This window comes from Variovorax sp. F042 (assembly GCF_057814215.1).
The window spans coordinates 94,471-116,568 of sequence record NZ_JBVASX010000016.1 but is presented as its reverse complement, the minus strand read 5'-3'; the positions used below and the strand labels follow the sequence as shown (position 1 = coordinate 116,568).

Below are 22,098 nucleotides of genomic sequence, written 5' to 3'. Positions count from 1 at the left end.
GCTCTCAACCGCCCGAGGCGCTTACACGGGCTTGCGCTACCGCTTCGTCGGCGTCGTGCAGCGCCACGCGGAACACGCTGCCGCTGCCCAGGCGCGAACGCACGCTGACAGGATGGCCCAGCACGTGCGACAGCCGCGCGACGATGGCAAGGCCCAGGCCGAAGCCGTCGGAGGTGCCGGCATGGTCCGCCACCTTGTAGAACTCCAGGAACACGTCGCGCAGGTGCTCGGGCGCGATGCCGATGCCGGTGTCCCACACTTCCACGCGCAGGCCGTCGCGTGTCTGCCGCGCCGCCAGCAGCACGCCGCCTTCGGCCGTGTACTTGATGGCGTTGGCCAGCAGGTTGCCGATCATGCGGCGCACGCGGATGGGGTCGGTCAGGAACGAGCCCTCGCACACGTGCACGCGGAAGTCGAGGCCGCGGCTCTCGGCCACCGGGCGGTACTGCAGTTCGAGGTCGTGCAGCAGCTCGGGCACGTCGACGCGCTCGACGTGCAGGCGCACCTGGCCCGAGTCGATGCGCGCCAGGTCGAACATGGAGTCGAACAGCGCATTCACCGCATGCGTGGCGCGCACGATCTTCGGCGCGAGCTCCAGCACCAGCTCAGGCTCGTTGCGCAGCCAATCGGCGTACAACGAAAGTGCCAGCACCGGCTGGCGCATGTCGTGCGCTGCGCTGGCCAGGAAGCGGTTCTTCATGGCCACGGCCGACACCGCTGCCTGACGCTGCTGGGTCAGCGACTTGATCAGGATGTGGTTGTGGAACAGCAGCTCCAGGCTGTTGCGCGCCGTCTCGTGAATGTGCCGCCCCGCCCGCAGCAGCAGGAACCAGTGCAGGATCGGCAGGATGGGCATCAGGTACCCGTACTGGAACTGCGGATGGTGCAGCGCGATCGACGCCAGGCGTATCACCACCGCGCCCAGCATCGTGATGAACAGCGTGTTGACGTAGCGCTTGAGCAGCGGCGGATGCAGCGCCAGCCCGTTGAGCGGGAAGGTGCCCACGCCAGCCACGATGAGCCAGCTCATGAACTGGTTGACCTGCGGCGTGCGCTCGAAGAACAGCAGCACCGACAAGCCCCACACCACCGCGCTGGTGCTCCAGACGAAGCCGTAGCGCTCGGTGAACTGCTGCTGCGCCGCCGCACTGCGCCCGGCATAGCGCACCGCATAGACCCGCGCGCCCCATGCGCGGCACGCGGTGGCGATGAGGCCGGCTACGAGCCACGTGAGCAGCTCCCAGCGGGGCACATAGGCCCAGTTCAGGCCGACCATCGCGGGCATGAGCGCGGCCGAGACAAAATACGAGCCCCGCGCGGAGCGCATCAGGCTGCGGATGAGTTCGCCGCGCACCCACGATTCGGCCTCGTCGGCCGAAGCCGGGGCGGGGGTCATGCTGGCGATAGACGCGTTGGCCATAAGAACGGCGATCTTAACGGCGTCCTCGCCATTGTTTCCTAGGGTAACAATCGAAAACAGCGTTCAACAATTCAAACGCTAACCAGGAAGAATTCACTCGCATGCTTTCCCATGTCTACATCGGCGCGAACGATTTCGAACGCGCCTTTTCTTTCTATTCGGCGCTCATGGGCGAGCTCGGCCTCAAGCTGAGGTTTCGCGATGACGGCAAGCCCTGGGCCGGCTGGCAAAGCCCTGATGCGCCCCGCCCGCTCTTCCTGGTGGGTACCCCGTACGACGACCAGGCCGCCTCGCCCGGCAACGGACAGATGGTGGCGCTGATGGCCGCCGACCGGGCCACGGTGGACCGCGCCCATGCCATCGCCCTCGCGCACGGCGGCGTGTGCGAAGGCCCGCCCGGCCTCAGGCCGCACTACCACCCGGACTACTATGGCGCCTACTTCCGCGATCCGGACGGAAACAAACTCTGCGTCTGCTGCCACACACCAAACCCATGCTGAACAACCTGACTCCCTTCCTCATCCACTGGGCCATCACCGCCATCTCGCTGTGGGTGGCCAGCCACCTGTTTCGCGGACTCAAGTTCGACAGCACCGGTGCGCTGGTGGTCTCGGCGCTGCTGCTGGGCCTGGCCAACGCTGTCGTCAAGCCGCTGCTGATCGTGCTCACGCTGCCGCTGACGCTGGTGACCTTCGGGCTGTTCCTGCTGGTCATCAACGCGCTGATGATCCTGCTGGTGGCGGCGCTGGTGAAAGGCTTCAAGGTGTCGGGCTTCTGGACCGCGCTGTTCGCGAGCATCTTCATCTCGCTGCTGAGCATCGCCATCGGCTCGTTCGTGACGAGCGACGACCCGGCCGAGAAGGTGCAGATGCCGCAGAGCGGCAACTGGCTCTGAACTGAGCGCGCACGCCTGGGCACACGGCGCCATCCCATGTTTTGCGGAGAGACAACGCGCAAGGGCTGCCTATGATCCGCCTCACCCGGCATACAGACCGGTGAATGAGGAGCCCCCATGAAGATCGCCTTCACGTCGTGCATGAACTTCAAGTCCGGCCCCGACGGCTACCAGCACGTCTGGGACCGCATCGCGCAGGAGCAGCCGGACTACCTGTTCCTGCTGGGCGACCAGATCTACATGGATTTCTTTCCCGACCTGGGCGAACCGTCCAAGTGGGATGCCGCCAAGTTCGCCGACGTGATGCAGGGAAAGTACGAAGCGCAATGGAACGTGCCGAATTTCAAGGCGCTGCGAACCGCGCTGCGCCAACGGCAGGACAACGGCGGCGGCGTGTACGGCACCTGGGACGACCACGACTTCGCCTGGAACAACGCGCATGGCTCGGACGTCAAGGCGCCGGTGAAGCAGGAGACCCGCCGGCTGTTCACCAAATACATGGAGATCGAGCAGCTGCGCAACCCCGCGCACCTCGACCCCAAGATCGACGGCATCTATTACTCGGTGCCCCTGATGCACCAGCAGCAGCGCATCGGCAAGGCGATTTTTCTCGACACCCGCTGGTACAGCAAAGACCCCGGCGACGCGAGCCCGCTGCTCGGGCAGAAGCAGCTCGACTACCTCAAGCAGGAGCTGGCCAACGAGCAAGGCTACGTGCTGGTCTGCGCCGGCATGCCGATCCGCGCAACCGGCAACGGCTGGATGCGCTACCGCGACGACTACGCGAAGTTCCGCGAGATCATCTACAAGCGCAACGTGATCTTCCTGACCGGCGACATCCACGAGAACGCGTTCCTGCCGCCGGCCGGCGAGACGAAGATGTTCGAGGTCGTCTCCTCGGGCGCCTTCGTCACCAAGTACTACTACACCGGCGAGCGCGAGAACTTCGGCATCCTCGAATACTCGCCAGCGAGCACCGACATCAAGCTGTTCGACAAGCGCGGGCTCGGAAGGCACAACGTCATCGACAACGCCACCTTCGTGCACAAGGAGATCCGGTGAAGGCACCTGGGGTGCCTCTCGGCACCCTTGCGGCAGTCACTTGCCCCACACGGCCTTGTACTGCGTGCGATAGCCGTTGTCCGGGTCGAACACGTTCTTCGGCCCGCCGTCCTTGCCTACGTTGCCCACCGTCACCAGATGCACCTTGGGCACGTAGCCCGACCACTTCTCCTTGGCGAAGGCGCGGTTGAGTTCGTCCACGATCTGCCAGCCCTGCATGTTCAGCGGCTCCGGCACCGTGCCGGCCTGGAAGCGCTGCGTGCGGATGCGCTGGTAGGCCGCCTCGGAGCCGTCGCCGGCCGACACGGCCTTGGGCGAGCCGTCGCCCTTCTTGCCTGCCGCCGTGAGCGAGGGGCCCATGAAGTCGAAGTACAGGTCGTTGATGGCCAGCGAGTGCGTCCACTTGTCGCCGAAGCGCTGCAGCAGCGAGGTGGTGAGCTGCGGCATGCGGGTGGAGCTTTCGGCGATGGGGCTGTCCTCGAAGCTCAGCACGGTGCAGCCGCCGCACTTCTTGATGACGGCCTCCATGGCGCGCGCCTTGTACAGCGCAATGGCGTACTGCGAGTCGGTGAAGATCACCACGCCGGCCTTGCCGCCCGAATCGGCCACCACCCACGAGGCGGCGACGTCGGCCACGTCGTCGGTCACGGTGGTCACGTTGGCGTACAGGCCCGCCTTGTCGTTCGGGCCCGGCTGCTCGCCCGAGTGCCAGCCGACCAGCGGAATGCCCGACTTCGCGGCGCCCGCGAACGCAGCCTTCTGCTCGGTGGTGTCGAAGCCGCCGACCACGATGCCCGCCGGCTTGACGGCCAGCGCCTGGTTGAGCGCGGCGGTGCGCCCGCTCACGGTGCCCTGCCCGTCGATGACGCGCACCGTCCAGCCGATGGCGCGGGCTGCTTCTTCCACGCCCTTGCTGACGCCGACGATGCCGCCGTTCTTCATGTCGCCCGCGACGAAGACGATGGTCTTTCCGGCGCTGGCCTTGGGGCCGGTGGTGGGGCCGTCCCACTTTTCCTTGGTCATGGTCGCGATCTCGACCTTCTTCTTCGCAACATCGAGAAAGTCATCGGCCATGGCCTTGGGTGCCAGCGTGGCGGCGCACAGGGCCAGCACGGCAGCGGCGACGGTGCGTGCGGGAACACTCTTCTTCATGCTTGTCTCCAGTCGTTGTGATGAGCCGTCATTCCGACGGCGTTGAGGGAACGGGTTGCGCGTGATCGAGCTGCCGCTCGGCAATGCGCCGCTTGATCGAACGGTTGCGCCGCTGTTGCGCCCAGCCCGCGATGCCGATGGACACCAGCAGCGTCAGGCCGTTGAAAAGCGGCTCCACATAGAAGGCGCCGCCGAACTGCTGGATGCCCGAGATGCCGATGGCAAGAATCGCCACGCCAACCAGCGTGCCCCACACGTTCACGCGGCCGGGCCGGATGGTGGTCGAACCAAGGAACGCACCCACCAGCGCAGGCAGCAGGAATTCGAGCCCCACGCTCGCCTGCCCGATCTGCAGCCGCGAAGCCAGCAGCACGCCCGCAAAGCCCGACAGCAGCCCCGACGCGACGAACGCGCCCATCACATGCCTGCGCACCGAAATGCCGTTGAGCTGCGCCGCCTTCGGGTTCGCGCCAATGACGTACAGCGCGCGGCCCAGCGGCGTGAACTCGGTGACGACCCACAGCGTGACGCTCACCGCAAGCACATAGAACGCGCCCACCGGCAGCCCCAGCAGGTTGCCGCCCGCGATGCCGACAAAACCGTCGGGCAACTCGCCCACCACCTGCCGCCCGCCGCTGTGCCACATGGCCACCGCGTAGATCACGGTGCCCGTACCCAGCGTGGCGATGAACGAATCGATCTGCGCCAGTTCGACCAGCAGTCCGTTGAGCACGCCGAACAGCGCCGCGCACGCCAGTACCACCAGCACTGCCGCCGGCCACGGCAGGCCGAGCTGCGTCTGCAGGCTGATCGCGAGGATGTGCCACAGCACAATGCCGTAGCCCACCGTGAGATCGATCTTGCCGGTGATCATCGGGATGGTCGCGGCCAGTGCCAGCAGTGCAATCACCGACTTGTCGGCCAGGATCGCGCGCAGGTTGAACAGCGTCGGAAAGGTGTCGGGCAGCAGCAGCGAGAACAGCAGCGCCAGCGCCGCCATCAGCACCACGAGCCCGTAGACCGGCATTGCGCGGCCGATGCTCTGCGCCAGGGAAATGGCCTCGCCGTCGAGGGACTTGTCTGGCTCCAGCGCCGTGGACCGGATGGAACTGCTCATGCGTGAATCTCCTCGCGCGTTGCCGCGCCTGCTGCCAATGCCAATAGCTTTTCGACCGTGATCGCGTCGCCCGTGAGTTCAGCCGCGATCAGGCCGTCGCGGAACACGAGCACGCGCGTACACACGGTCGCGATTTCCTCGAAGTCGGTGGAGACCACGACCAGCGCCGTGCCAGCCTCGGCGCGCTCACGCAGCACGCCGTAGATCTGCCACTTGGCGCCAACGTCCACGCCTGCGGTGGGCTCTTCGAGCACTACCAGCGGCTTGTCCAGGTGGAACCAGCGCGCCAGCACCACCTTCTGCTGGTTGCCGCCGGAGAGCTGCTGCACTTCGGCGGACGGCGCGGGCGGATTGACGTCGAAGCGCCGGATGAGCGCGAGTGCCTGGTCGTTCTCCCGGCGCGGGCGGTCGAAGGCAAGGCCGCGGTCGCCATGCAATGCGGCGTTGGGAAAGAGGTTCTCCAGCACGGTCATCGAACCGGCAAGGTTTTCTTCAAGGCGCTCGCCGGCAACGTAGGCCACGCCGGCGCGGATGGCGTCGGCGGAACACGTAAAGGCGCATGCGTTGCCGAGCAGTCGCATGCGGCCGGCCGACAGCGGCTCGCGGCCGAAGATCGCGCGGCTGATGGCCTCGTGGCCCGCACCGCGCAGGCCGACGAGGCCCAGCACTTCGCCGCGGTGCACGGCGAGGCTCAACGGGCCGGCGTTGCCGCTGGCCGCGCCGTCGAGCTGCAGCACAGGCTCGCTGCTCCCGGGTTCAGGTGCCTTCGCCTTCTGCACCGAAGCCGACAGCGCCTTGCCCACGATCAGCCCGACGAGTTCGCCCTCGTTCGTCTGCGCCGTGTCCTTCACCGCCACCAGCTTGCCGTCGCGCATCACGGCCGCGCGGTCGGAAATGGCCAACACCTCGTCGAGCCGGTGCGACACGTACAGCATTGCCATGCCCTGCCGGCGCAATTCGCGCAGCACGCCGAACATGCGCTCCACGTCACTCATCGGAAGGCTGGCCGAGGGCTCGTCGAGCACCAGCAGCCGCGCCTTCACTTCAAGCGCGCGGCCGATGGCCAGCAGCGACTTCTCGGCGCGCGTGAGCGAGAACACGCGGCGGCCTGGATCGATGTCGCAGCCCACGCGCGCCATCACGCGGCGCGCCGTGTCGTTCGCGGCGGACCAGTCGATGAGGCCGAAGCGGCGCGGATAACCGGTGCCCAGACCCACGTTCTCGGCAACCGTCATCCATTCGACAAGGCCCAGGTCCTGGTGGATGAACGCAACCGGCTGCTCGCGCCGGTCGCTGCGCCGCCAGTCGGCTTGCGGTCGGCCGTCGAAAAGAATCTCTCCCTGGTCCGCGGGATAGATACCCGCGAGCAGCTTGATGAGCGTGGACTTGCCCGCACCGTTCTCGCCGAGCAGCGCGAGGATTTCTCCGGCGCGCACGTCGAGCGTGACGTTGTCGACCGCCTGCGTGCCGCCGAAGCGTTTGCTGATGCCCTGGAACTGCAGCAAGGCAGAAGCGGCGTTCATGCGCGCACCGCCCCGCGGGTGTTCAGGCGAATGCGGTAGAGCGATGTCGAGGCGCACACGAACAGCTCGTTGCCGTCATTGCCACCGAAGGTCAGGTTGCCCACCTTCTCCGGCACCGCGATGCGCGCCATGCGCGTGCCGTCAGGGTGATAGACCTGCACGCTGTCGGCGCTGCTTGTGTAGACGAAGCCGTGCACGTCGATGCGAAAGCCGTCCGCAAGCCCCGGGTTCACGACCGCGAACACGCGCGGGCTGGCAAGGTCCTGCCCGCCGATCACCTCGAAGGCGACGATATGGTGATGCCCCGAGCCGTCGGTGCGCAAGGCGGCCGATGTGTCGCTCACATAGAGGATGCTTTCGTCGGGTGAGAAGGCCAGCCCGTTGGGCTCTTCGACGAAATCGCTCACCGAGCGCAACGCGCCGCTTGGGGGGTCGAAGCGGAACACATGGTTGCGGCCCAGTTCGCTCTGGGCCTTGTGCCCTTCATGGTCGGACACGATGCCGTACGGCGGATCGGTGAACCAGATGCTGCCGTCGCGCTTCACGACGATGTCGTTGGGCGAGTTGAGCCGGCGGCCCTGATAGCGGTCGACCACCACCTCGTCGGCCAGCGGCAGCAGGCCCGGGCCGAAGCGCGTGCGCACGATGGCGCGCTGGCCGTGCGAGCAATGCAGCAAAGCGCCGTCGGCCTCGCGGGTGTGGCCGTTGGTGAACTCCACGCCCTCGCGCCACACGCTCATGCCGCCTTCGGCATGCCAGCGCAGCATGCGGTTGTTGGGAATGTCGCTCCACAGCACCGCGCCGTCTTCGTGCATCCACACCGGGCCTTCGCTCCAGGCGGCGCCGGTGCACAGGCGCTCGAGCGGACCGGCATCGCGGGCGACGGGGGCGAAACGGGAATCGAAGACTTCGATGGTCATGGCCACGGCGCTGGTTTCCCTGAACTTGGGGTTTGCAGTGTGGCACTGGAAAAGATACCGGTAACTTAGGCTTTTCCCGTACGCTGATTGCGCTATTTTTCATTCTTGTAAAAGAATCAATCGCTGTATTCTTTACATACCTAAATCGGCGATTTACAGGTTATCGGTATCTGACCCCGCGTCGCATATCCTCGAACCCGCATTTCCGAGAGAGAAAGAAGCCCTTGCCTCCAAACAAAGCCACCGCTGCTGCCGCCCCCCTCACCCGCCCCGCGACGATGGCCGACGTGGCCGCGCGCGTCGGCGTGTCGAAGATGACGGTGTCGCGCGCGCTCAACCGCGGCGCGAGCAGCGACCGCGTGACCTCCGAGGCGCTGCGCCAGCGCATCCTGCAGGCCTGCGAGGAGATGGGCTACGTCATCGACCAGACGGCACGCACTTTCTCCAGCAAGCGTTCGGGCTTCATCGCGGTGCTGATTCCGTCGCTCAACAACTCCAACTTCTCGGAAACCGCGCAGGGCATCACCGCGGCGGTGGAAGCACGCGGCCTGCAGCTGCTGCTGGGCTACACCGACTACCGCGTGGAAACCGAAGAGCGCCTGCTGCGCGCCATGCTCGCGCGCCGGCCCGAAGGCGTGATCCTCACGGGCGGCTCGCACACACCCGCCGCGCGCTCGATGCTGCAGGCCGCCGGCGTGCCGGTGGTCGAGACCTGGGACCTGCCCGCCACGCCCATCGAACACACGGTCGGCTTCTCGAACGCTGAGGCCGCGGCCGCGATGGTGCGGCACCTGCACGGCAAGGGCTACCGGCGCATCGCCTTCATCGGCGGCACCTCGAACCGCGACACGCGCGGCGCGGACCGCCAACGCGGCTATGCGGAGGCGATCCGCGAACTGGGCCTGCCCGACGGCCGCGTCATCAGCTTCGGCCAGCCGCCGATCTCGATGGCGCAAGGCGGCGAAGCGGTGGTGCAGCTGGTGCGGCAGTGGCCCGACGTGGATGCGGTGATCTGCGTGTCCGACCTGTCGGCCTTCGGCGCGTTGATGGAATGCCAGCGCCGCGGCTGGAACGTGCCGGGCCGCATCGCGATCGCCGGCTTCGGCGACTTCGAAGTGGCGCGTGCCTGCCACCCGCGCATCACCACCGTGGCGGTGGATTGCGTGGGCATCGGCAAGGCGGCGGGCGAACTGCTGCTGCGTGTGATCGACGGTGCGCGCGAAGGGCACCGGCCGCCTGCGGAGACGGTGATGATCCCGTTCCGCATCGAGCAGCGCGAAAGCTCCTAGGTACCGGGTTCTTGCAGGGTCAGCGAACGCCGGCAACCAGCCGCGCCTCGCTGCACAGCCGCGCGCCGAAGTCTTCGCAGCGCACGTCGAACCCGTAGGCCGCCGCCCGGCGCAGCGCGAAGGCCGTCACGTCGTGCAGGTAGGTGCGCCCTGGCTTGCGCCCTGCCGCGGCGCGGGCCTCGAAGTCGGCCTGGAAATCGCGTGCCCACTCCTCGTAGAGCCGGTAGCGGTCGCAACGGTTGCCGGGGCAGCCCGCCCGCGCCAGCGCCTGCGCGATGTCGACCAGCGGAACCGTGATGGGCATGTCGTGTCCTTCGCGCATGGCACGGGCTTCGTCAGAACTTGCCGAGCACGTTCAGGAACCACCCCTTGCTGCGGTAGCTCATGTCGGTGAGGTTGTCTGAGTAGTCGGTGAAGTTGTAGCCCACGCCCACCTTCAGGTTCTCGTTGACGTGGTAGTAGGCGGCGGTGACCCAGCCGCTCTTGCGGTCCTTGAGTTCCTTGGCGCGCAGCGTGCGCCACTCGAGCATCCAGTCCCAGTTGCGCACCAGCTTCCAGTCGACGCGCAGCACGGCGAGTTCGGCCGAGCTCTTGAACCACGGCGACGAGTTGTCGCGGCTCGCGCGCAGTTCGCCGCGGCGCCAGGCGTACTTGCCGCCGAGGGTCCAGCGCGGATCGATGTCGTAGGTGGCATCGATCGCGAACACGTGGCTGCGCTGCTGGTAGTCGATGCCGGTGGTCGACACGGTGCCCAGGCTCGAGTCGACCCCGCCGGACACCACCTGGCCCGGAGACGACAGGTCGTACAGGTAGGTGTACTTGAAGAGCAGGTTCAGCCGGTCGTTCAGCGCCGGGCGCAGCGCGTAGCCGAGCATGGCTTCGGTGTACTTGGCGGCGGCCAGCGTACCGGTGGTGCTGTCGCTGTCGGCCCAGTTGAACTTGCCGACCCAGCGCGCGTCGTCGTCCACCTTCCAGCTGAAGGAGTTCTTCACCAGCCAACTGGTGCGCGTCTCGGCCGTGGTGCGGTCCTTGCGGTATTCGAGGCCGCCGCTGTACTTCATGCGCTCGCTCGAATAGCCGGTGGTGAAGGCCACGGCCTCGCGGCGCGTGGCGCCCAGGGTCTCGGCGCCGATCCAGCCGTTCTCGAAGTTGACGCCGAAGGTCCAGCGCGTGTCGGGCGCGTACTGCACGCCGTAGGCATGCGTGAGGCCCGGCTGCGTGCCGGTGGCCTGGCGATGCTCGGTGAACATGGTGAGGCCGTCGCCCACGCGGGAGCGCACGCCTGTCACAAGGCTGCCGCCGCGGCCGATGAGGTTCTCGTCGGTGCGGCCGGTGTCGGCCACGTAGGTCATGTAGAGGTTGGAGCGGTCGTCGTACTGGTAGTCGACGCCGGCCTTGCCGGCCAGCCCGCCGTCGCCGGTGGAGACCTCGCCGCGCAGCGCGAGCTTGTCGTTGACGCGGTAGCGCCCGCCGAAGCCCAGCCGGTCGTTCTCCAGCCGCGTGCCGGTGCGCCGCAGCGTCTTCTGCGCGAAGCCGTAGGCGCTCCAGCGGTCGCTGCCGGTGTATTCGAGCTGCACGGCCGCGTCGGCGCGCTCGCCCGACACCGCCTGCGTGGTCGGCAGCGACGGGCTGGTGATGAGCGCGTCGCCGGTCTTGTCGTCGTAGCGCAGGCCGAGGCCGAGCTTCCACTCGGGCGACAGGGTCAGGGCGTACTGCGCGTCGAGCACGCTGCTGTTGTAGCCGTCGCGCTCGTCGCGGCGGTCGGCCTTCAGGCGCAGCTCGCCTGCGCCGCTCTGGCCCTTCTCGCCGAAGGGCACGGTGGCCTGCACGCCGGTCTGGCGCGTGGCGTTGCTCGCGTACTGGCCCGGTGCCGAGAAGCCCGCGTCGCGCGACTGCGCATAGGCGCTCACGCGCCCGCCGCCGCGGATGTCGAAGTCGCCCAGGTCGGCCTGGCCTTCGAGGCGCCATGCGTTTGCGTTGCCGGTGGGTCCGTTGCCCAGCGTGTTGCCGACGGCACCGTTGCGCCCCGTGAAGCTGAAGCCGCCGTCCAGCGAGTCGAGCTGGCTGGTGCCCGGGCCCTTGCTGCGCGCGAACTCGCCCTTGAAGTAGGTGTTTTCGGTCTTGCGCAGCGTGATGTCGGTGCCGGCCAGGCGCTGGTCGCCGCCGATCTGGTCCTGCCGCGACGCCGTCACGCCCACGCCCACGTGGTCGTTGGCCCACCACGACACGCGGCCGCCCACGGCGAGCGTGTCGAGCGAGGAAGTCAGCGGCGTGTATTCGTAGTCCACCACCAGGTAGGTCGGCATGCCGGTGAAGCCGCCGGCGCGCACCAGCGAGCCGTCGTCCGACAGGCTGGGCAGCGGCGCCGACAGCAGCACGCGGCCCTGCAGGTAGTCGATCTCGTAGTCGGAACTCGGCACGAGCTGCGTGCGCTTGAGCACGAAGCCGGAGTCCTTGTCACGGATTTCCAGCGTCACGCGCTCGGCGCCGCGCGTAATGTCCTGGTTGCGCAGGTAGTAGAGCGATCCGCCGGTGCCGCGGAATTCCTCGCGCGCAGCCAGCGTGCCGGGCTCGGCCGCGAAGGCGTCGACCTTCAGGCGCGCCTCGCCGAAGGCGGTCGACTCCTCGCCCAGATAGCGGCCATGAAAGCCGTAGAGGCCGCGGCTCACGCGGGTGAGTTCGGTGTCGCCGAAGTTGAGCTTGAAGTTGCCCCACATGGCCTGCGAGCGGCCGTCGTCCACGCGCAGGTAGAAGCGGCCCTGCGTGGGCGCGTCCTCGATGGTGGTGGAGTCATCGCCGAAGGTGCTCCACGAATCCTCGGGGTCGAAGCGGCGGAACAGCGAGGTCGGGTCCTTGCGGTCGAGGTTGCGGAACAGCTCCTTCAGCGGGCGCTCTTCGGTGTCGACGCTGGCCGTGAGCGTCCAGCGGTCGTTGAGCTGGCCCTTCGCATAGCCGGCAATGCGACCTTCGCTCCAGCCGCCACCGCCGTAGCGGTTCTTGTCGTTGGTCATGATCGCGGCCGGGCCGCTCACGCTGTTGCTGCCCACGGTGAGGTCGGCCTGGCCCACGAAGAACCAGTCACTCGCGGGCAGTTCGAAGTCGCGGCGGTAGGCACGCGTGGCGCCCTGAGCGTCGGTAACGGCGATCTCGCCGGTCTGCACGCGGCGCGGCACCAGTTGCTGGAACACGAAGCGGCCGCTCTCGTCCACCGGCACCGCAAAGCCGAGCGCGCGCACGCTCTCGCCGGGGCGAATGGCCGCGCCGCTGGCGGTAACGGTGCCGGCGCTCAACGGAATGTTGGCGATGGCGATGTTGTTCTGGCCATAGCCGCGCAGCAGCTCGCGCACCGGGTCGGGCGGCGTGCCGGTCTCGGGCTTGTGGCGCTGGGCCAGCGTGAGCGAGAGGTCGTCGGTTTCGTCGAAGCGGCCCTGGCGGTCGTACACGCGCACGCGGTAGTACAGCTTGCCGCTCGCGCCTTCGGCGAGGCGGTTCAGCAGGCCATCGGGCACCTGCCATTCGCCGCGCAATGCGGCGTCCAGCGGCACGGTTGCGACCAGGCGGCGCTGCATCACGTCGTTGGCGGTGAACACGCGCAGCTCTGCCTTGCTGGTGAACAGCAGGTAGTTGCTGTAGCCGGCGAAGCGCACGGTGTCGCCCGCCACCACAGTGGTGGGCCATGCGCTGGCGCTCAGGCGGCGCGGCTGCGAGAGGTTGTCGTACTGCAGGCGCAGTTGGTTGCGCTCGAGCTGCACGTCGACGCAACGCTGGCGGTCGGCACTCGTCGTACCTTCGGCGGACGGGAGCTTGCCGTCTGCGGACAGCAACTGGCCGTCCACGCTCAGGCGCAGCGGTGCGTCGTCGGTGCCGAAGGCGGTGAAGGTGCGGCACACGCCGGGGTCGGCTGGTGCGGGTGCCGGCGCAACGACAGCATCGCGCCAGTACACGCGCACTTCCACGCGCCGGTTGGCGGCCCAGTTGGCGGGGTCAGTTGCAGGCGTGGCCACGGGTGCATCGGGGCCGCGCGACGTGGCGGAGGCCGCGGCTTCCGGCAGGCCCAGGCGCTGCGTGAGGTAGCGACCGGCCTGCTGCGCGCGGGCCAGGCCCAGCGCGTGGTTGTCGGCAAAGCGCTCGCGCGACTTCGCACTCAGGGGCTGCGTGTCGGTGTGGCCGACGATCTCGAAGCGCAGGCCGTCACGGCCCTTCACCTGGTCGGCGATGCGGTCGAGCTGCGCGCGGTCGGCGGGCAGCAGGCCGTCTGCGCCGGAATCGAAATGCGGCGTGCTGGCGTTGCTGCGTTCGGCGGGCGATGCGGCCACGGCGGCCGTCGCCGCGCGGGGCTCGACCGCATCGCCGAGCACGAAGGTGGCCTTGGGCAGCTCGCGCTCGCTGCTGCGCGGCAGGCGGCGCGCGCCGTCGATGTCCACGGCGCGCGGGTCGGCCGTGGCCTGGTCGAGCATGCGGCCGCGCACCGCGGTCTCCTGTGCGGCGGCCAGCCCCATGCTCAGGCAGGCGGCGGTCACGGCGCCTGCAAGGGCCATGCGCTTCGGAAGCGTCTTTCTTCTTCTCATGTCGGCTCGCTGGATCGGGTTCGGTGTCTGTGGGCGGGTCATGGCTTCGCCTCGTCCGAGGCGGCGGTGGCAGGCACCAGCTCGACCTCGATGTCCAGGTTGAAAAGCGGCGGCTCGTTGCGCCCGGCGCGTTGTTCGCCGAGCTGCTTCCAGCGCGCGAGCACCGCGGCCTTCACCGCGTCGGTGCGCTGGCGGCCCAGCGATGCGGGCTCGCCCGGAGCGGCCTTGTAGGCCAGCCGCAGCACTGCCGTCTTTTCGGCGAGCACGTTCACCGTGCGGTCTAGCTCACCCGCGAAGCCGGCGCGCAGCGCGCTGTTGCCGTCTTCGAAGGCCGCGCCCTGCAGCGCGAGGCGCACCACGCGGTGCACGGTGGCGCCGAAGTTGATCTTCAGCACCTTGCCGCGCGTGGCGCGCTCGGCCGCCGGGTTCTCGCTGGTGGTGCGATAGCCCGAAGGCAGCGTGCGCTCGTCGAGCTTGAGCACCAGGTTGCTGCCGGTGCCTTCCTTCGGAATGGCGGCGCAGGCGATGTGGTAGCGGCCTTCGGCGTCGGTGGTGGCCAGCACGCCGTTGACCGTTGCGATGCGCACGTTGGCAAGGCCCGGTTCGCCGTCGTCCTGGTAACCGTTGGCGTTCTTGTCGTCGTAGACCTTGCCGATCACGTCGGTGCAGTCGAACAGCGCATCGGGTACCACGCGCACGGTGGCCGTGGCAAGGTTCGACAGCGTGCGGCCGCCCACGCCCTGCAGTGCGACGACCTGGTTGACGAACTCGCCCTCGCCCATGCCGACCCCCACGCCCGCGACCATCAGGTATTCCTTGGTCTCGTTGGGCGCGAAGTTCTGGCCGGGCACCACGACCTGGCGGCCGTTGATCTGCGGCACCACCGGCAGCGCCACGCCGCCGGGCATGGTGCGCACGGTGAGCGAGCCCTGGATGTAGCGGAAGCCCGGCGGCAGCGTGTCGACCACGGCCACGCCCGGCACGGGGTTGCCGCGCGTGTTGCGCGCCGTGATGCGGTAAGGCAGCAGCTCGCCCTTCTTCACGGTGAGCTTCGATGTCGTCTTGCGCAGCTCGATGAGCGTGGCGTCCGACGGGTCGAGCGGGATGTTGTTGGCCACCACGTGCTGGCCGCCGCCGCCCGGCATCTTGAACATCAGGTAGTAGCCCGCGCCGGTGACCAGCGCCGCGCCGGGGCTCACCACGCAGGGGTTGGTCTGCGCGGGTGCCGGGCCGTTGGCGGGCGCCGCGCACGACTGCGTGCCCAGCGCACCGGCCGCGGCCGGGTACATCGACGACGGCAGGTAGGCGCCCGGCGGCGTGATGGCCAGGCGGTAGTCGCCGGCCGGTGCGCCCGGCAGCAGGAAGAAGTCGTAGTAGCCGTTGGGGCCGGTCGTGTAGGTGTCGCGCCCGTCCAGCAGGTGCTGCGCGGGGTCGAAGCCGGGCGGGCCGACCAGGCGCACCACGGCGCCCGGCACCGGCGTGCCGCTGACGCTGTCGTACACCACGCCGCCCGGGTCGTACGGCAGGTCTTGCTTCTGCACGTTGGCGCCTGCGTTCACGCGCACCTTGATGGTGAAGCGCGGATCGCTCGCGGCGGGCGTGGGATACGGGCCGCTCGCGCCGTTCTGCGACGCATCGGTCGGCCACACGCCGCCCACGACGCGGCCGTCGGGCGCGCGGAAGCGCACGCGGTATTCGCCGGGCACGAGGTCGCCGAAGCGGTAGCTGCCGTTGGCGCTCGTGGTCACGGTGTAGAGCACGGTGGCCGCGGTTTCCGCGCAGGCGTTGCCGCCGTCGGCGCAGCGCAGCAGCTCGACCGTCCAGCCTTCGCCCTGGCCTTCGCCCGACTCGCGGGTGCGGTTGTGGTTCTGGTCGAACCACACGGTGCCGGTGAGCGAGGCGGGCTGGTTGCTGTGCTCGTTGAAGTCGTAGCCGGTGCCGTGGGCGTCCAGGCCGGTGAAGTTCACGCGGATCTGGTTCGGTCCCTGCGCGGTGCCGCCCAGCGTGCCGGGCACGGCAATGCCTTCGTCGTAGCCGGTGGGCTGCGTCTCGGTGACGGTGTAGCCGCCGCTGCCGGGCAACGGCAGGCCGGGCAGTTCGTAGCGGCCGTTGGCGTCGGTGACGGCGGTGCGCGTCACCGGCTGGCCCGCGGCATCGGTGCCGGTGAGCGTGATGGTCACGCCCGGGATCGGCAAGTCCTGCGGCTCGCGCGTGCCGTTGCGGTTGGCGTCGTTGTAGACGGTGCCCGCCAGCGATGCGCCGCGTTCGCCGAAGTTGTAGTTGTCGCCGTTGCCGCCGCGGTACGCGATGGCGCCGATGACGTCGTTGCCCAGCGTGCCGCTGGCCGCGCCCTCGAGCGTGCCCACGGCGTCGAGGCCGTCGGCATACGTCACGGGCTGCGTCTCGCGGATGGTGTAGCCCGCCGCGTCGGCCGGCAGCAGGCCGGTGAAGACGTAGCGGCCGCTGGCGTCGGTGACCACGGTGGCGTTCACCGCCAGGCCGCTGGCCGAGCGGCCGGTGAGCGTGAGCGTCACGCCGGGAATGCCGACCTCGGTGGGCTGGCGAACGCCGTCGTTGTTGGTGTCGACGTACACCCAGCCGGCGATCTGGCCGCCGCGCTCGCCGAAGTTGTAGTCGATGCCCACGTCTTCCGAGACCAGTGCGAGGCCGCCGAAGCGGTCGTTGGTGCCGCCGGGGTTGACGGTGCCGCGCGCAGCGCCGCCAACAGTGCCGAGCGACTCGGGGCCGTCGGCCACGCCGGCGGGTTGCGTCTCGTCGATCTGGTAGGTGCCGGGCGTCAGCGCGTCGACCAGGTAGCGGCCGTCGGCAGCGGTCTGCACCGTGCGATCGACGGCGTTGCCCTGGAAGTCGGTGCCGGTGACGCGCACGGTGGTGCCGGCGATGCCGGGCTCGCCGCTGTCCTTGGTGCCGTTGGACGGCGCCACGTCGGCGTACACGTAGCCCGAGAGGCTCGCGGGCTTCACCGCCGAGAAGTTGTTGCCGGCCGAGCCCGAGCCCGCGGCGCCAAGCACGATGTTCTGGATGACGTTGGCCGTCGAGCCGTTGGGGCCGTTGGTCACGCCGGTGCCGCCGGTCGGCACTGCGCCGGGCGTGCTGCCCGCGCCGCTGACGTTGCCGGCGCGCGTGATGCCGGGCAGGTAGCCCGTGGGCCGCGTCTCGGTCACGGTGTAGCTGCCGGGCGCGAGGTTCGGAAAGCTGTAGTCGCCGCTGGCGTCGGTGGTGGTGGTGCGCGACACCGTCTGGCCGTTGACGTCGGTGCCCGTGAGCGTGATCGTCACGCCCGCCAGGCCCGGCTCGGTGGCCGGCGCGCCCTGCGCGCCGCTGCCGTCGCGGTCGTAGTACACGCGGCCCGAGATGCCGCCGGGCAGCAGCTCGCCGAACCAGTATTCGCCCTGCGTGGTCGGCACGCTGGTGCCCGAGACGGTCACGCCGCTGATGACGTTGCCGCCGCCTTGCGGCGTGCCGGGTTGGCCGTTGTTGTTGGCCTTGCCCGGCGCGTAGTTGGCCGGCTGCGTCTCGGTGATGGTGTAGCCGCCCGCGCCCGACGGGGGCACGTTGCGGAACTCGTAGCTGCCGACCGTGCCGGTGGGCACGGCCAGGATGTTCACCGCGTTGCCCGCGGCGTCGGTGCCCGTGAGGCGCAGCTCGACGTTCGGGATGCCGGTGTCGCCGGCCTGCGGCACGCCGTCGTTGTTGGCGTCGACGAACACCCGCGTCGTGATGCGGGTGAGCAGCTCGCCGAAGTCGTAGCCGGTACCCGTGACGTTGGAGCGCAACGCGATCGCGTTCACCACGTCGTTGCCCGCGGTGCCGCCGGCGGTGCCGGCCGCGTCGCTGCCGTCGGCGAAGGCTGCGGGCTGTGTTTCAGTCAGCGTGTAGTTGCCGGGCGTGAGGTTGTTGAAGGCATAGTTGCCGGTGGTTGCGGCCGTGGTGGTTGTCAGCGACACCGGGTTGCCGAACATGTCGGTGCCGGTGAGCGTGACGGTCACGCCAGCGATGCCGGGGTCGCCCGCGCTGGCGGCGTTGTTGTAGTCGGCGTCCTGGTAGACGCGGCCGGCCAGGCTGGATGCGCGTACCTCGCCGAAGTTGTTGGCCGTGGAAGCGCCGCCCGTGCCGAGCACGATGTTGTCGATGCGGTTGGCATTGGAGCCGTTCGGGCCGTTGCTGGTGCCGGGCGGGACCGTGCCTACCGTGCTGCCCACGCCGCTGACGGTGCCCGCGCGCGTGATGCCGGGCTGGTAGGCCGCTGGCTGGTCTTCCACCACGCTGTAGGTGCCCGCGGGCACGGTGAAGCCCCAGTTGCCGTTGGCGTCGGTGGTGGTGGTCATGACGACCGCGTTGCCCGAGCTGTCGGTGCCGCTCAGGCGCATGGTCACGCCGGCGATGCCGGGCTCGCCGCTGTCGATCAGGCCGTTGCCGTTCAGGTCTTCGTACACGCGGCCGGACAGCGCGCTGTTCTGCACCGTGATCTGGCCGTCGTTGAAGTTGTTGCCGGCGTCCGGATCGGCACCGCCGTTGGTGTCGCCCGAGCCGGTAGTGACGATGTGCGCGCGGTTCGTGAGCACGGTGCCGTTGGCTGGCGCGGCGCCGCTGAAGCGCACCGGAATGCGCACGGTGGCCGTGCCGTTGGCCGGCATCGAGGTGATGGCGCAACTCACGGCCGTGCCGCCGGCAACGCCGGTGCAGGTGGGCGCGGCGGGCGTGAAGGCGCCGCTCGTGACGGTGAACACCGGCGTGCCCGTCAGCACCAGCGGCGCGGGCAGCGTGTCGGTGAAGCTGGTGGTCTCTGCGCTGTCGGGGCCGTTGTTGCGCAGCTGCACGAGCCAGTCGAAGGTCTGGGCCGACGACACGGTGGCCAGCGGCGTGGCGGTGCCGGTCGTGACGGCGGCCTTGGAGACCACCTGCACGTCGGCCTTGAAGCGGAAGGTGGTGTTCTCTGCCACCGCGTTGTTGCCCTGCACGGTGTCGAAGGCATTGCGCGTGGCGTCGAAGAAGTCGACCTTCGCGTTGTTCTGGAAAGTGCCGCGCGACGTGCCCCTGAGCACCACTCGGAACTGCAGCGAACTGAGCTCGCCGGTGGACGTGGGGCCCGTGCCGCCCAGCGTCGGGATGGTGAACACGATCTGCCCGCCGGCCGAGCCGATGGCTGCGCCGCCGGCCAGCGCGAAGCTGGTTCCCGTCGGGGCATTCGACGGAATACTCACCGACACCAGCGTGGGCGGTGTCTCGCCGCCTGGGCCGGGCAGCGGCAGCGTGTCGATCAGGCGCACGTCTTCCGCCGTCGACGCGCTGTTGTTCGACACGGTGATGGTGTAGCCCACGTCGTCGCCCACGTTCACCGGGTCGGCGTCGTCGCGCTTGGTCACGACCAGGTCGTACACCGGCGCGGTGACGGTCGCGGGCACGGCGGCGTCGTTGTTGGTGGTGAGCAGCTCGGGCGTGTCGGTGGCAACGTGCGCGCCGTTGGTCACCGCGGTGCCGTTGAGCGCGTACAGCGGCCGCACGCGCACCGTGACGGTCTGCTGCACGTTGCGGTTGAGCGAGCTCCAGCTGCACACGAGTTGGTTGTTGGTGGTGCCGGTGCCCGTGGGCTGCGTGGTGACCGGTGTCGTACCGCAAGTGCCTCCGCCGGAGGCGACGGCCGTGAGGAACATCAGGTTGGCCGGCAACGTGTCGGTCACGCTCACGGCGTGTGCACGGCTCAGGCTGTCCGGTACGTTCCGGTTGACGACGGTCAGTGTGTAAGTGAGCAGCTGGCCGACCGGCACCGAGGCCGGGCTGGCCGACTTGGTGACCGTCACGTCGCTGCGCGCCACGAGGTAGGCAATGGTGCTGCCGTCGTTGTTGGCCAGGTTCGGATCGGCCGGCGTGACCGCCAGCGCGTTCGCCGTGTTGTTGATCTCGAAGCCGTGGTCGGTGGCCGAGCGGCCGTCGCCGTAGTGCGACGCAACGACGCGTATCACCGGACACAGCGGCAGCGCGCTGACGGCGTCGGTGCTCGCGCGGCAGACCGGCAGGGTCGACAGCGTGCAGTTGGACAGCGATGCCTGGCCGAAGCCGCCTCCGTTGGCCGGCAGCGCGCAGGTGCCGGCGAAGGTGCCGCCGTTGGCGGTCTGCGTGACGTTGCCGGCGCCGATCACCTGCGCGAAGGCGTCGGTGACGACCACGTTCTGCGCTTCGGAAGGCCCGGTGTTGACCACCTCGATTTCCCACGTGACGGGCTGGCCCGCGATCTGGCGGTTGCCGGCGCTGTCGCCGATGCCCACCACGCGCTTGAGCACTTTCACGTCAGCGGCGGTGGCGACGTCGTCCACGCCGGTGCCGAGGTTCACGCAGTCGTTGCCGGTGTTGGCGTCCGGGTCGGTGCCGAGCGTGGGCGCGCTCGCGGGCAACGCCACGTTCACGCACATCCTGTTGACGATCTGGCCGCCGCCCGACGGCAGCGCCGGGATGGTGGCGTTCACGATGATGTAGCCGCCGTTGCGCGCGCTGGCACTGTTCGACAGGTCGACATCGATGTCGGCGGCGAGCGTGCGCGTGCAGGTCACGGTCGCGGGGCCGGGCACCGGCGTGGCGGGCGTCGGGACGACGGTGGTGCCGCCCTGGGTCACCGTGCAGGTGTAGCCGTCGCGCTGCGTGACGCTGTTGATCTGCACGCCGGCCGGCAGGTCGTCCACCAGCTGGATGGTGCTGCCCGCCAGCAGGCGCGTGCTGCCGAGGTTGGTGCTGCCGACCTGGTAATCGAAGGCCTGGCCCAGCGGCACGTTGTTCTGCGGCCAGCCGCGTCGCTTGTCGGCGCGGAAGTCGGTGGCGGAGACCGCCACGTCGGCGGGCACGCTGCCCGTGGCGGAGTTGGCGATGGGCCCGGTCGCGCTCACGGTGGCCTGGTTGACGACGCCGGTGCCGGCAGACGAGGCGATCACAGGGATGAGGATGTCGCCGAGCGCCACGTTGGCGCCGCCGGTGCCGCCGATGTCGGTGCGCGTGCAGCTGACCGTCTGGCCGGCGACCGAGCAGGTCCAGCCGCCGCCCGCGGAGAACGGCTGGATCGTGAAGTTGGCCGGCAGCGTGTCGCTCAGCGTGACGCCCGTGGGAGCGGTGCCGCTGAAGCTCGGGCTCAGCCGGAAGTTGAAGCGCTGCCCCACCAGCAGCTGGCCGCCGTCATGGCTCTTGGCGAGCGCGAGCACGTAGCCCGCCGTCACGGTGGTGTTGGCGGTGGCGCTGTTGTTGGTAGAAACGCCATCGCCGATCGAACCCGCCGACACCACGGCCGGCTGGTGCGTGATGGTGGAGCCCGCGCCCGCGGTGACCACGCCGTTGACGGTGAAGGTGCGCGTGTTGCTGCCCGGGGTGGCCGGCGTGGCCGGCGTGGCCGGCACGTTGCAGGTCAGCAGGCTGCCGCTGATCGAGCAGCCTGAGGGCAGGCCGGAGCCCGAGACCGACAACCCCGTGGGAATGGAATAGGTCAGCGTCGAGCCCGAGCTGGTGTCGGGGCCGTTGTTGGTGAGCGTGAAGACGATCGGCACCGTGCTGCCGCTCGGCGCGGTGGCCGGTGCGCTGATGGCCACCGACACGTCGGCGCCCTGGTTCACCGTGATGATCTTGGTTTCGCTCGAGCTGCCCCCGCTGATCGCGGCGGTGACGCTCAGCGTGCCCTGGACGGTGGTGCGCAGCAGTACCTGGAAATCGCGCAACTCGTTCGCACCCAACGTGATGCCCGAGCAGGTCAGCGTGCCCGGGCCGGCTGCGCCCACCGCGACGCCGGACGAGCAGCTGCCCACAGGAACCGCGCCGGTGCCCATGTAGATGGTGTTCGCGGGGATCGTGTAGGTGAAGGAGGCGCCCGGCGCACCGATCGGCAGGCTGTCGGTCTCGGCGATGGTGATGGTGCTGGTCACCGTGCCGCCGGCGGGAAGGATGTCGGGCGAATGAACCAGGCTCGACACCTGCGGCACGGCATGCGCGGCCGCGGCGAACAGCAGCCCCGCCAGAGGCGCGGCCACGCGCGTCAGGCAGCGGCGCAAGCGCGCGGCGTTGGAAGGCACGTCGCGACGCGCCGACGCGTGCGACAGATTCGTTGGGGTCCTGAACATCCCGTCCCTCGTGATTGCTCTGATGGACCGGGCACCGT

Annotated in this window: 12 protein-coding genes; 4 read left to right on the top strand and 8 right to left on the bottom strand. The window is 69.1% G+C overall.

What is annotated here, in order from left to right; all coding sequences use genetic code 11:
- Window positions 1-4: 4 nt before the first annotated feature.
- Window positions 5-1,420, bottom strand: coding sequence for a surface-behavior sensor histidine kinase ShkS (gene shkS, locus ACZYSP_RS31305; RefSeq protein ID WP_093058602.1), 1,416 nt, complete (start codon window positions 1,418-1,420; stop codon window positions 5-7).
- Between the two features lie 101 nt (window positions 1,421-1,521).
- Between shkS and ACZYSP_RS31300 the strand changes: the two genes are divergently transcribed.
- The 3 genes from ACZYSP_RS31300 to ACZYSP_RS31290 all read left to right on the top strand — a co-directional run bounded on the left by ACZYSP_RS31300 (window position 1,522) and on the right by ACZYSP_RS31290 (window position 3,377).
- Window positions 1,522-1,920: a VOC family protein gene (locus ACZYSP_RS31300; RefSeq protein ID WP_093178134.1), complete on the top strand. Its 399-nt coding sequence runs from the start codon at window positions 1,522-1,524 to the stop codon at window positions 1,918-1,920.
- Complete coding sequence (locus ACZYSP_RS31295) at window positions 1,914-2,315, top strand: phage holin family protein (RefSeq protein ID WP_093058600.1); 402 nt, start codon at window positions 1,914-1,916, stop codon at window positions 2,313-2,315. Before ACZYSP_RS31300 ends, ACZYSP_RS31295 begins: the two co-directional genes overlap by 7 nt.
- 117 nt (window positions 2,316-2,432) lie before the next feature.
- Window positions 2,433-3,377 (top strand): alkaline phosphatase D family protein, encoded by a 945-nt coding sequence (locus tag ACZYSP_RS31290; protein WP_489018356.1) that lies wholly within the window; start codon window positions 2,433-2,435, stop codon window positions 3,375-3,377.
- A gap of 36 nt (window positions 3,378-3,413) precedes the next feature.
- Here ACZYSP_RS31290 and ACZYSP_RS31285 read toward each other — a convergent pair whose 3' ends face one another.
- From ACZYSP_RS31285 to ACZYSP_RS31270, 4 genes are read right to left on the bottom strand one after another with little or no spacing between them, the layout of a single operon-like run.
- The gene (locus ACZYSP_RS31285) at window positions 3,414-4,529 is read right to left on the bottom strand and encodes an ABC transporter substrate-binding protein (protein ID WP_093178136.1); all 1,116 of its coding nucleotides are present in this window, start codon (window positions 4,527-4,529) and stop codon (window positions 3,414-3,416) included.
- Between the two features lie 28 nt (window positions 4,530-4,557).
- Window positions 4,558-5,646, bottom strand: a complete 1,089-nt coding sequence (locus ACZYSP_RS31280) for an ABC transporter permease (RefSeq protein WP_093058597.1) — start codon at window positions 5,644-5,646, stop codon at window positions 4,558-4,560.
- Window positions 5,643-7,169: a sugar ABC transporter ATP-binding protein gene (locus ACZYSP_RS31275; RefSeq protein ID WP_489018353.1), complete on the bottom strand. Its 1,527-nt coding sequence runs from the start codon at window positions 7,167-7,169 to the stop codon at window positions 5,643-5,645. The genes ACZYSP_RS31280 and ACZYSP_RS31275 overlap by 4 nt, the downstream gene beginning before the upstream one ends.
- A complete protein-coding gene (locus ACZYSP_RS31270; protein ID WP_489018351.1) occupies window positions 7,166-8,089 on the bottom strand; it encodes an SMP-30/gluconolactonase/LRE family protein in 924 nt (307 codons plus the stop codon). The genes ACZYSP_RS31275 and ACZYSP_RS31270 overlap by 4 nt, the downstream gene beginning before the upstream one ends.
- Window positions 8,090-8,367: 278 nt before the next feature.
- Here ACZYSP_RS31270 and ACZYSP_RS31265 point away from each other — a divergent pair, with 278 nt between their 5' ends.
- The gene (locus tag ACZYSP_RS31265; RefSeq protein WP_093077247.1) at window positions 8,368-9,378 is read left to right on the top strand and encodes a LacI family DNA-binding transcriptional regulator; all 1,011 of its coding nucleotides are present in this window, start codon (window positions 8,368-8,370) and stop codon (window positions 9,376-9,378) included.
- A 19-nt stretch (window positions 9,379-9,397) separates the two neighbouring features.
- Here the strand turns inward: ACZYSP_RS31265 and ACZYSP_RS31260 are convergent, their stop codons facing one another.
- From ACZYSP_RS31260 to ACZYSP_RS31250, 3 genes are read right to left on the bottom strand one after another with little or no spacing between them, the layout of a single operon-like run.
- A complete protein-coding gene (locus tag ACZYSP_RS31260; protein WP_143042651.1) occupies window positions 9,398-9,682 on the bottom strand; it encodes a hypothetical protein in 285 nt (94 codons plus the stop codon).
- A 31-nt stretch (window positions 9,683-9,713) separates the two neighbouring features.
- Window positions 9,714-13,988, bottom strand: coding sequence for an OmpA family protein (locus ACZYSP_RS31255; RefSeq protein ID WP_489018348.1), 4,275 nt, complete (start codon window positions 13,986-13,988; stop codon window positions 9,714-9,716).
- Window positions 13,985-22,060, bottom strand: a complete 8,076-nt coding sequence (locus ACZYSP_RS31250) for an SdrD B-like domain-containing protein (RefSeq protein ID WP_489018346.1) — start codon at window positions 22,058-22,060, stop codon at window positions 13,985-13,987. Before ACZYSP_RS31250 ends, ACZYSP_RS31255 begins: the two co-directional genes overlap by 4 nt.
- Between the last annotated feature and the right edge of the window lie 38 nt (window positions 22,061-22,098).

Bases quoted from the DNA above. Each gene is read 5' to 3' on its own strand.
- ACZYSP_RS31280 (WP_093058597.1), bottom strand. From the start codon at position 5,646: ATGAGCAGTTCCATCCGGTCCACGGCGCTGGAGCCAGACAAGTCCCTC.
- ACZYSP_RS31255 (WP_489018348.1), bottom strand. From the start codon at position 13,988: ATGACCCGCCCACAGACACCGAACCCGATCCAGCGAGCCGACATGAGA.
- ACZYSP_RS31270 (WP_489018351.1), bottom strand. From the start codon at position 8,089: ATGACCATCGAAGTCTTCGATTCCCGTTTCGCCCCCGTCGCCCGCGAT.
- ACZYSP_RS31250 (WP_489018346.1), bottom strand. From the start codon at position 22,060: ATGTTCAGGACCCCAACGAATCTGTCGCACGCGTCGGCGCGTCGCGAC.
- ACZYSP_RS31300 (WP_093178134.1), top strand. From the start codon at position 1,522: ATGCTTTCCCATGTCTACATCGGCGCGAACGATTTCGAACGCGCCTTT.
- shkS (WP_093058602.1), bottom strand. From the start codon at position 1,420: ATGGCCAACGCGTCTATCGCCAGCATGACCCCCGCCCCGGCTTCGGCC.
- ACZYSP_RS31265 (WP_093077247.1), top strand. From the start codon at position 8,368: ATGGCCGACGTGGCCGCGCGCGTCGGCGTGTCGAAGATGACGGTGTCG.
- ACZYSP_RS31275 (WP_489018353.1), bottom strand. From the start codon at position 7,169: ATGAACGCCGCTTCTGCCTTGCTGCAGTTCCAGGGCATCAGCAAACGC.
- ACZYSP_RS31285 (WP_093178136.1), bottom strand. From the start codon at position 4,529: ATGAAGAAGAGTGTTCCCGCACGCACCGTCGCCGCTGCCGTGCTGGCC.
- ACZYSP_RS31290 (WP_489018356.1), top strand. From the start codon at position 2,433: ATGAAGATCGCCTTCACGTCGTGCATGAACTTCAAGTCCGGCCCCGAC.
- ACZYSP_RS31295 (WP_093058600.1), top strand. From the start codon at position 1,914: ATGCTGAACAACCTGACTCCCTTCCTCATCCACTGGGCCATCACCGCC.
- ACZYSP_RS31260 (WP_143042651.1), bottom strand. From the start codon at position 9,682: ATGCCCATCACGGTTCCGCTGGTCGACATCGCGCAGGCGCTGGCGCGG.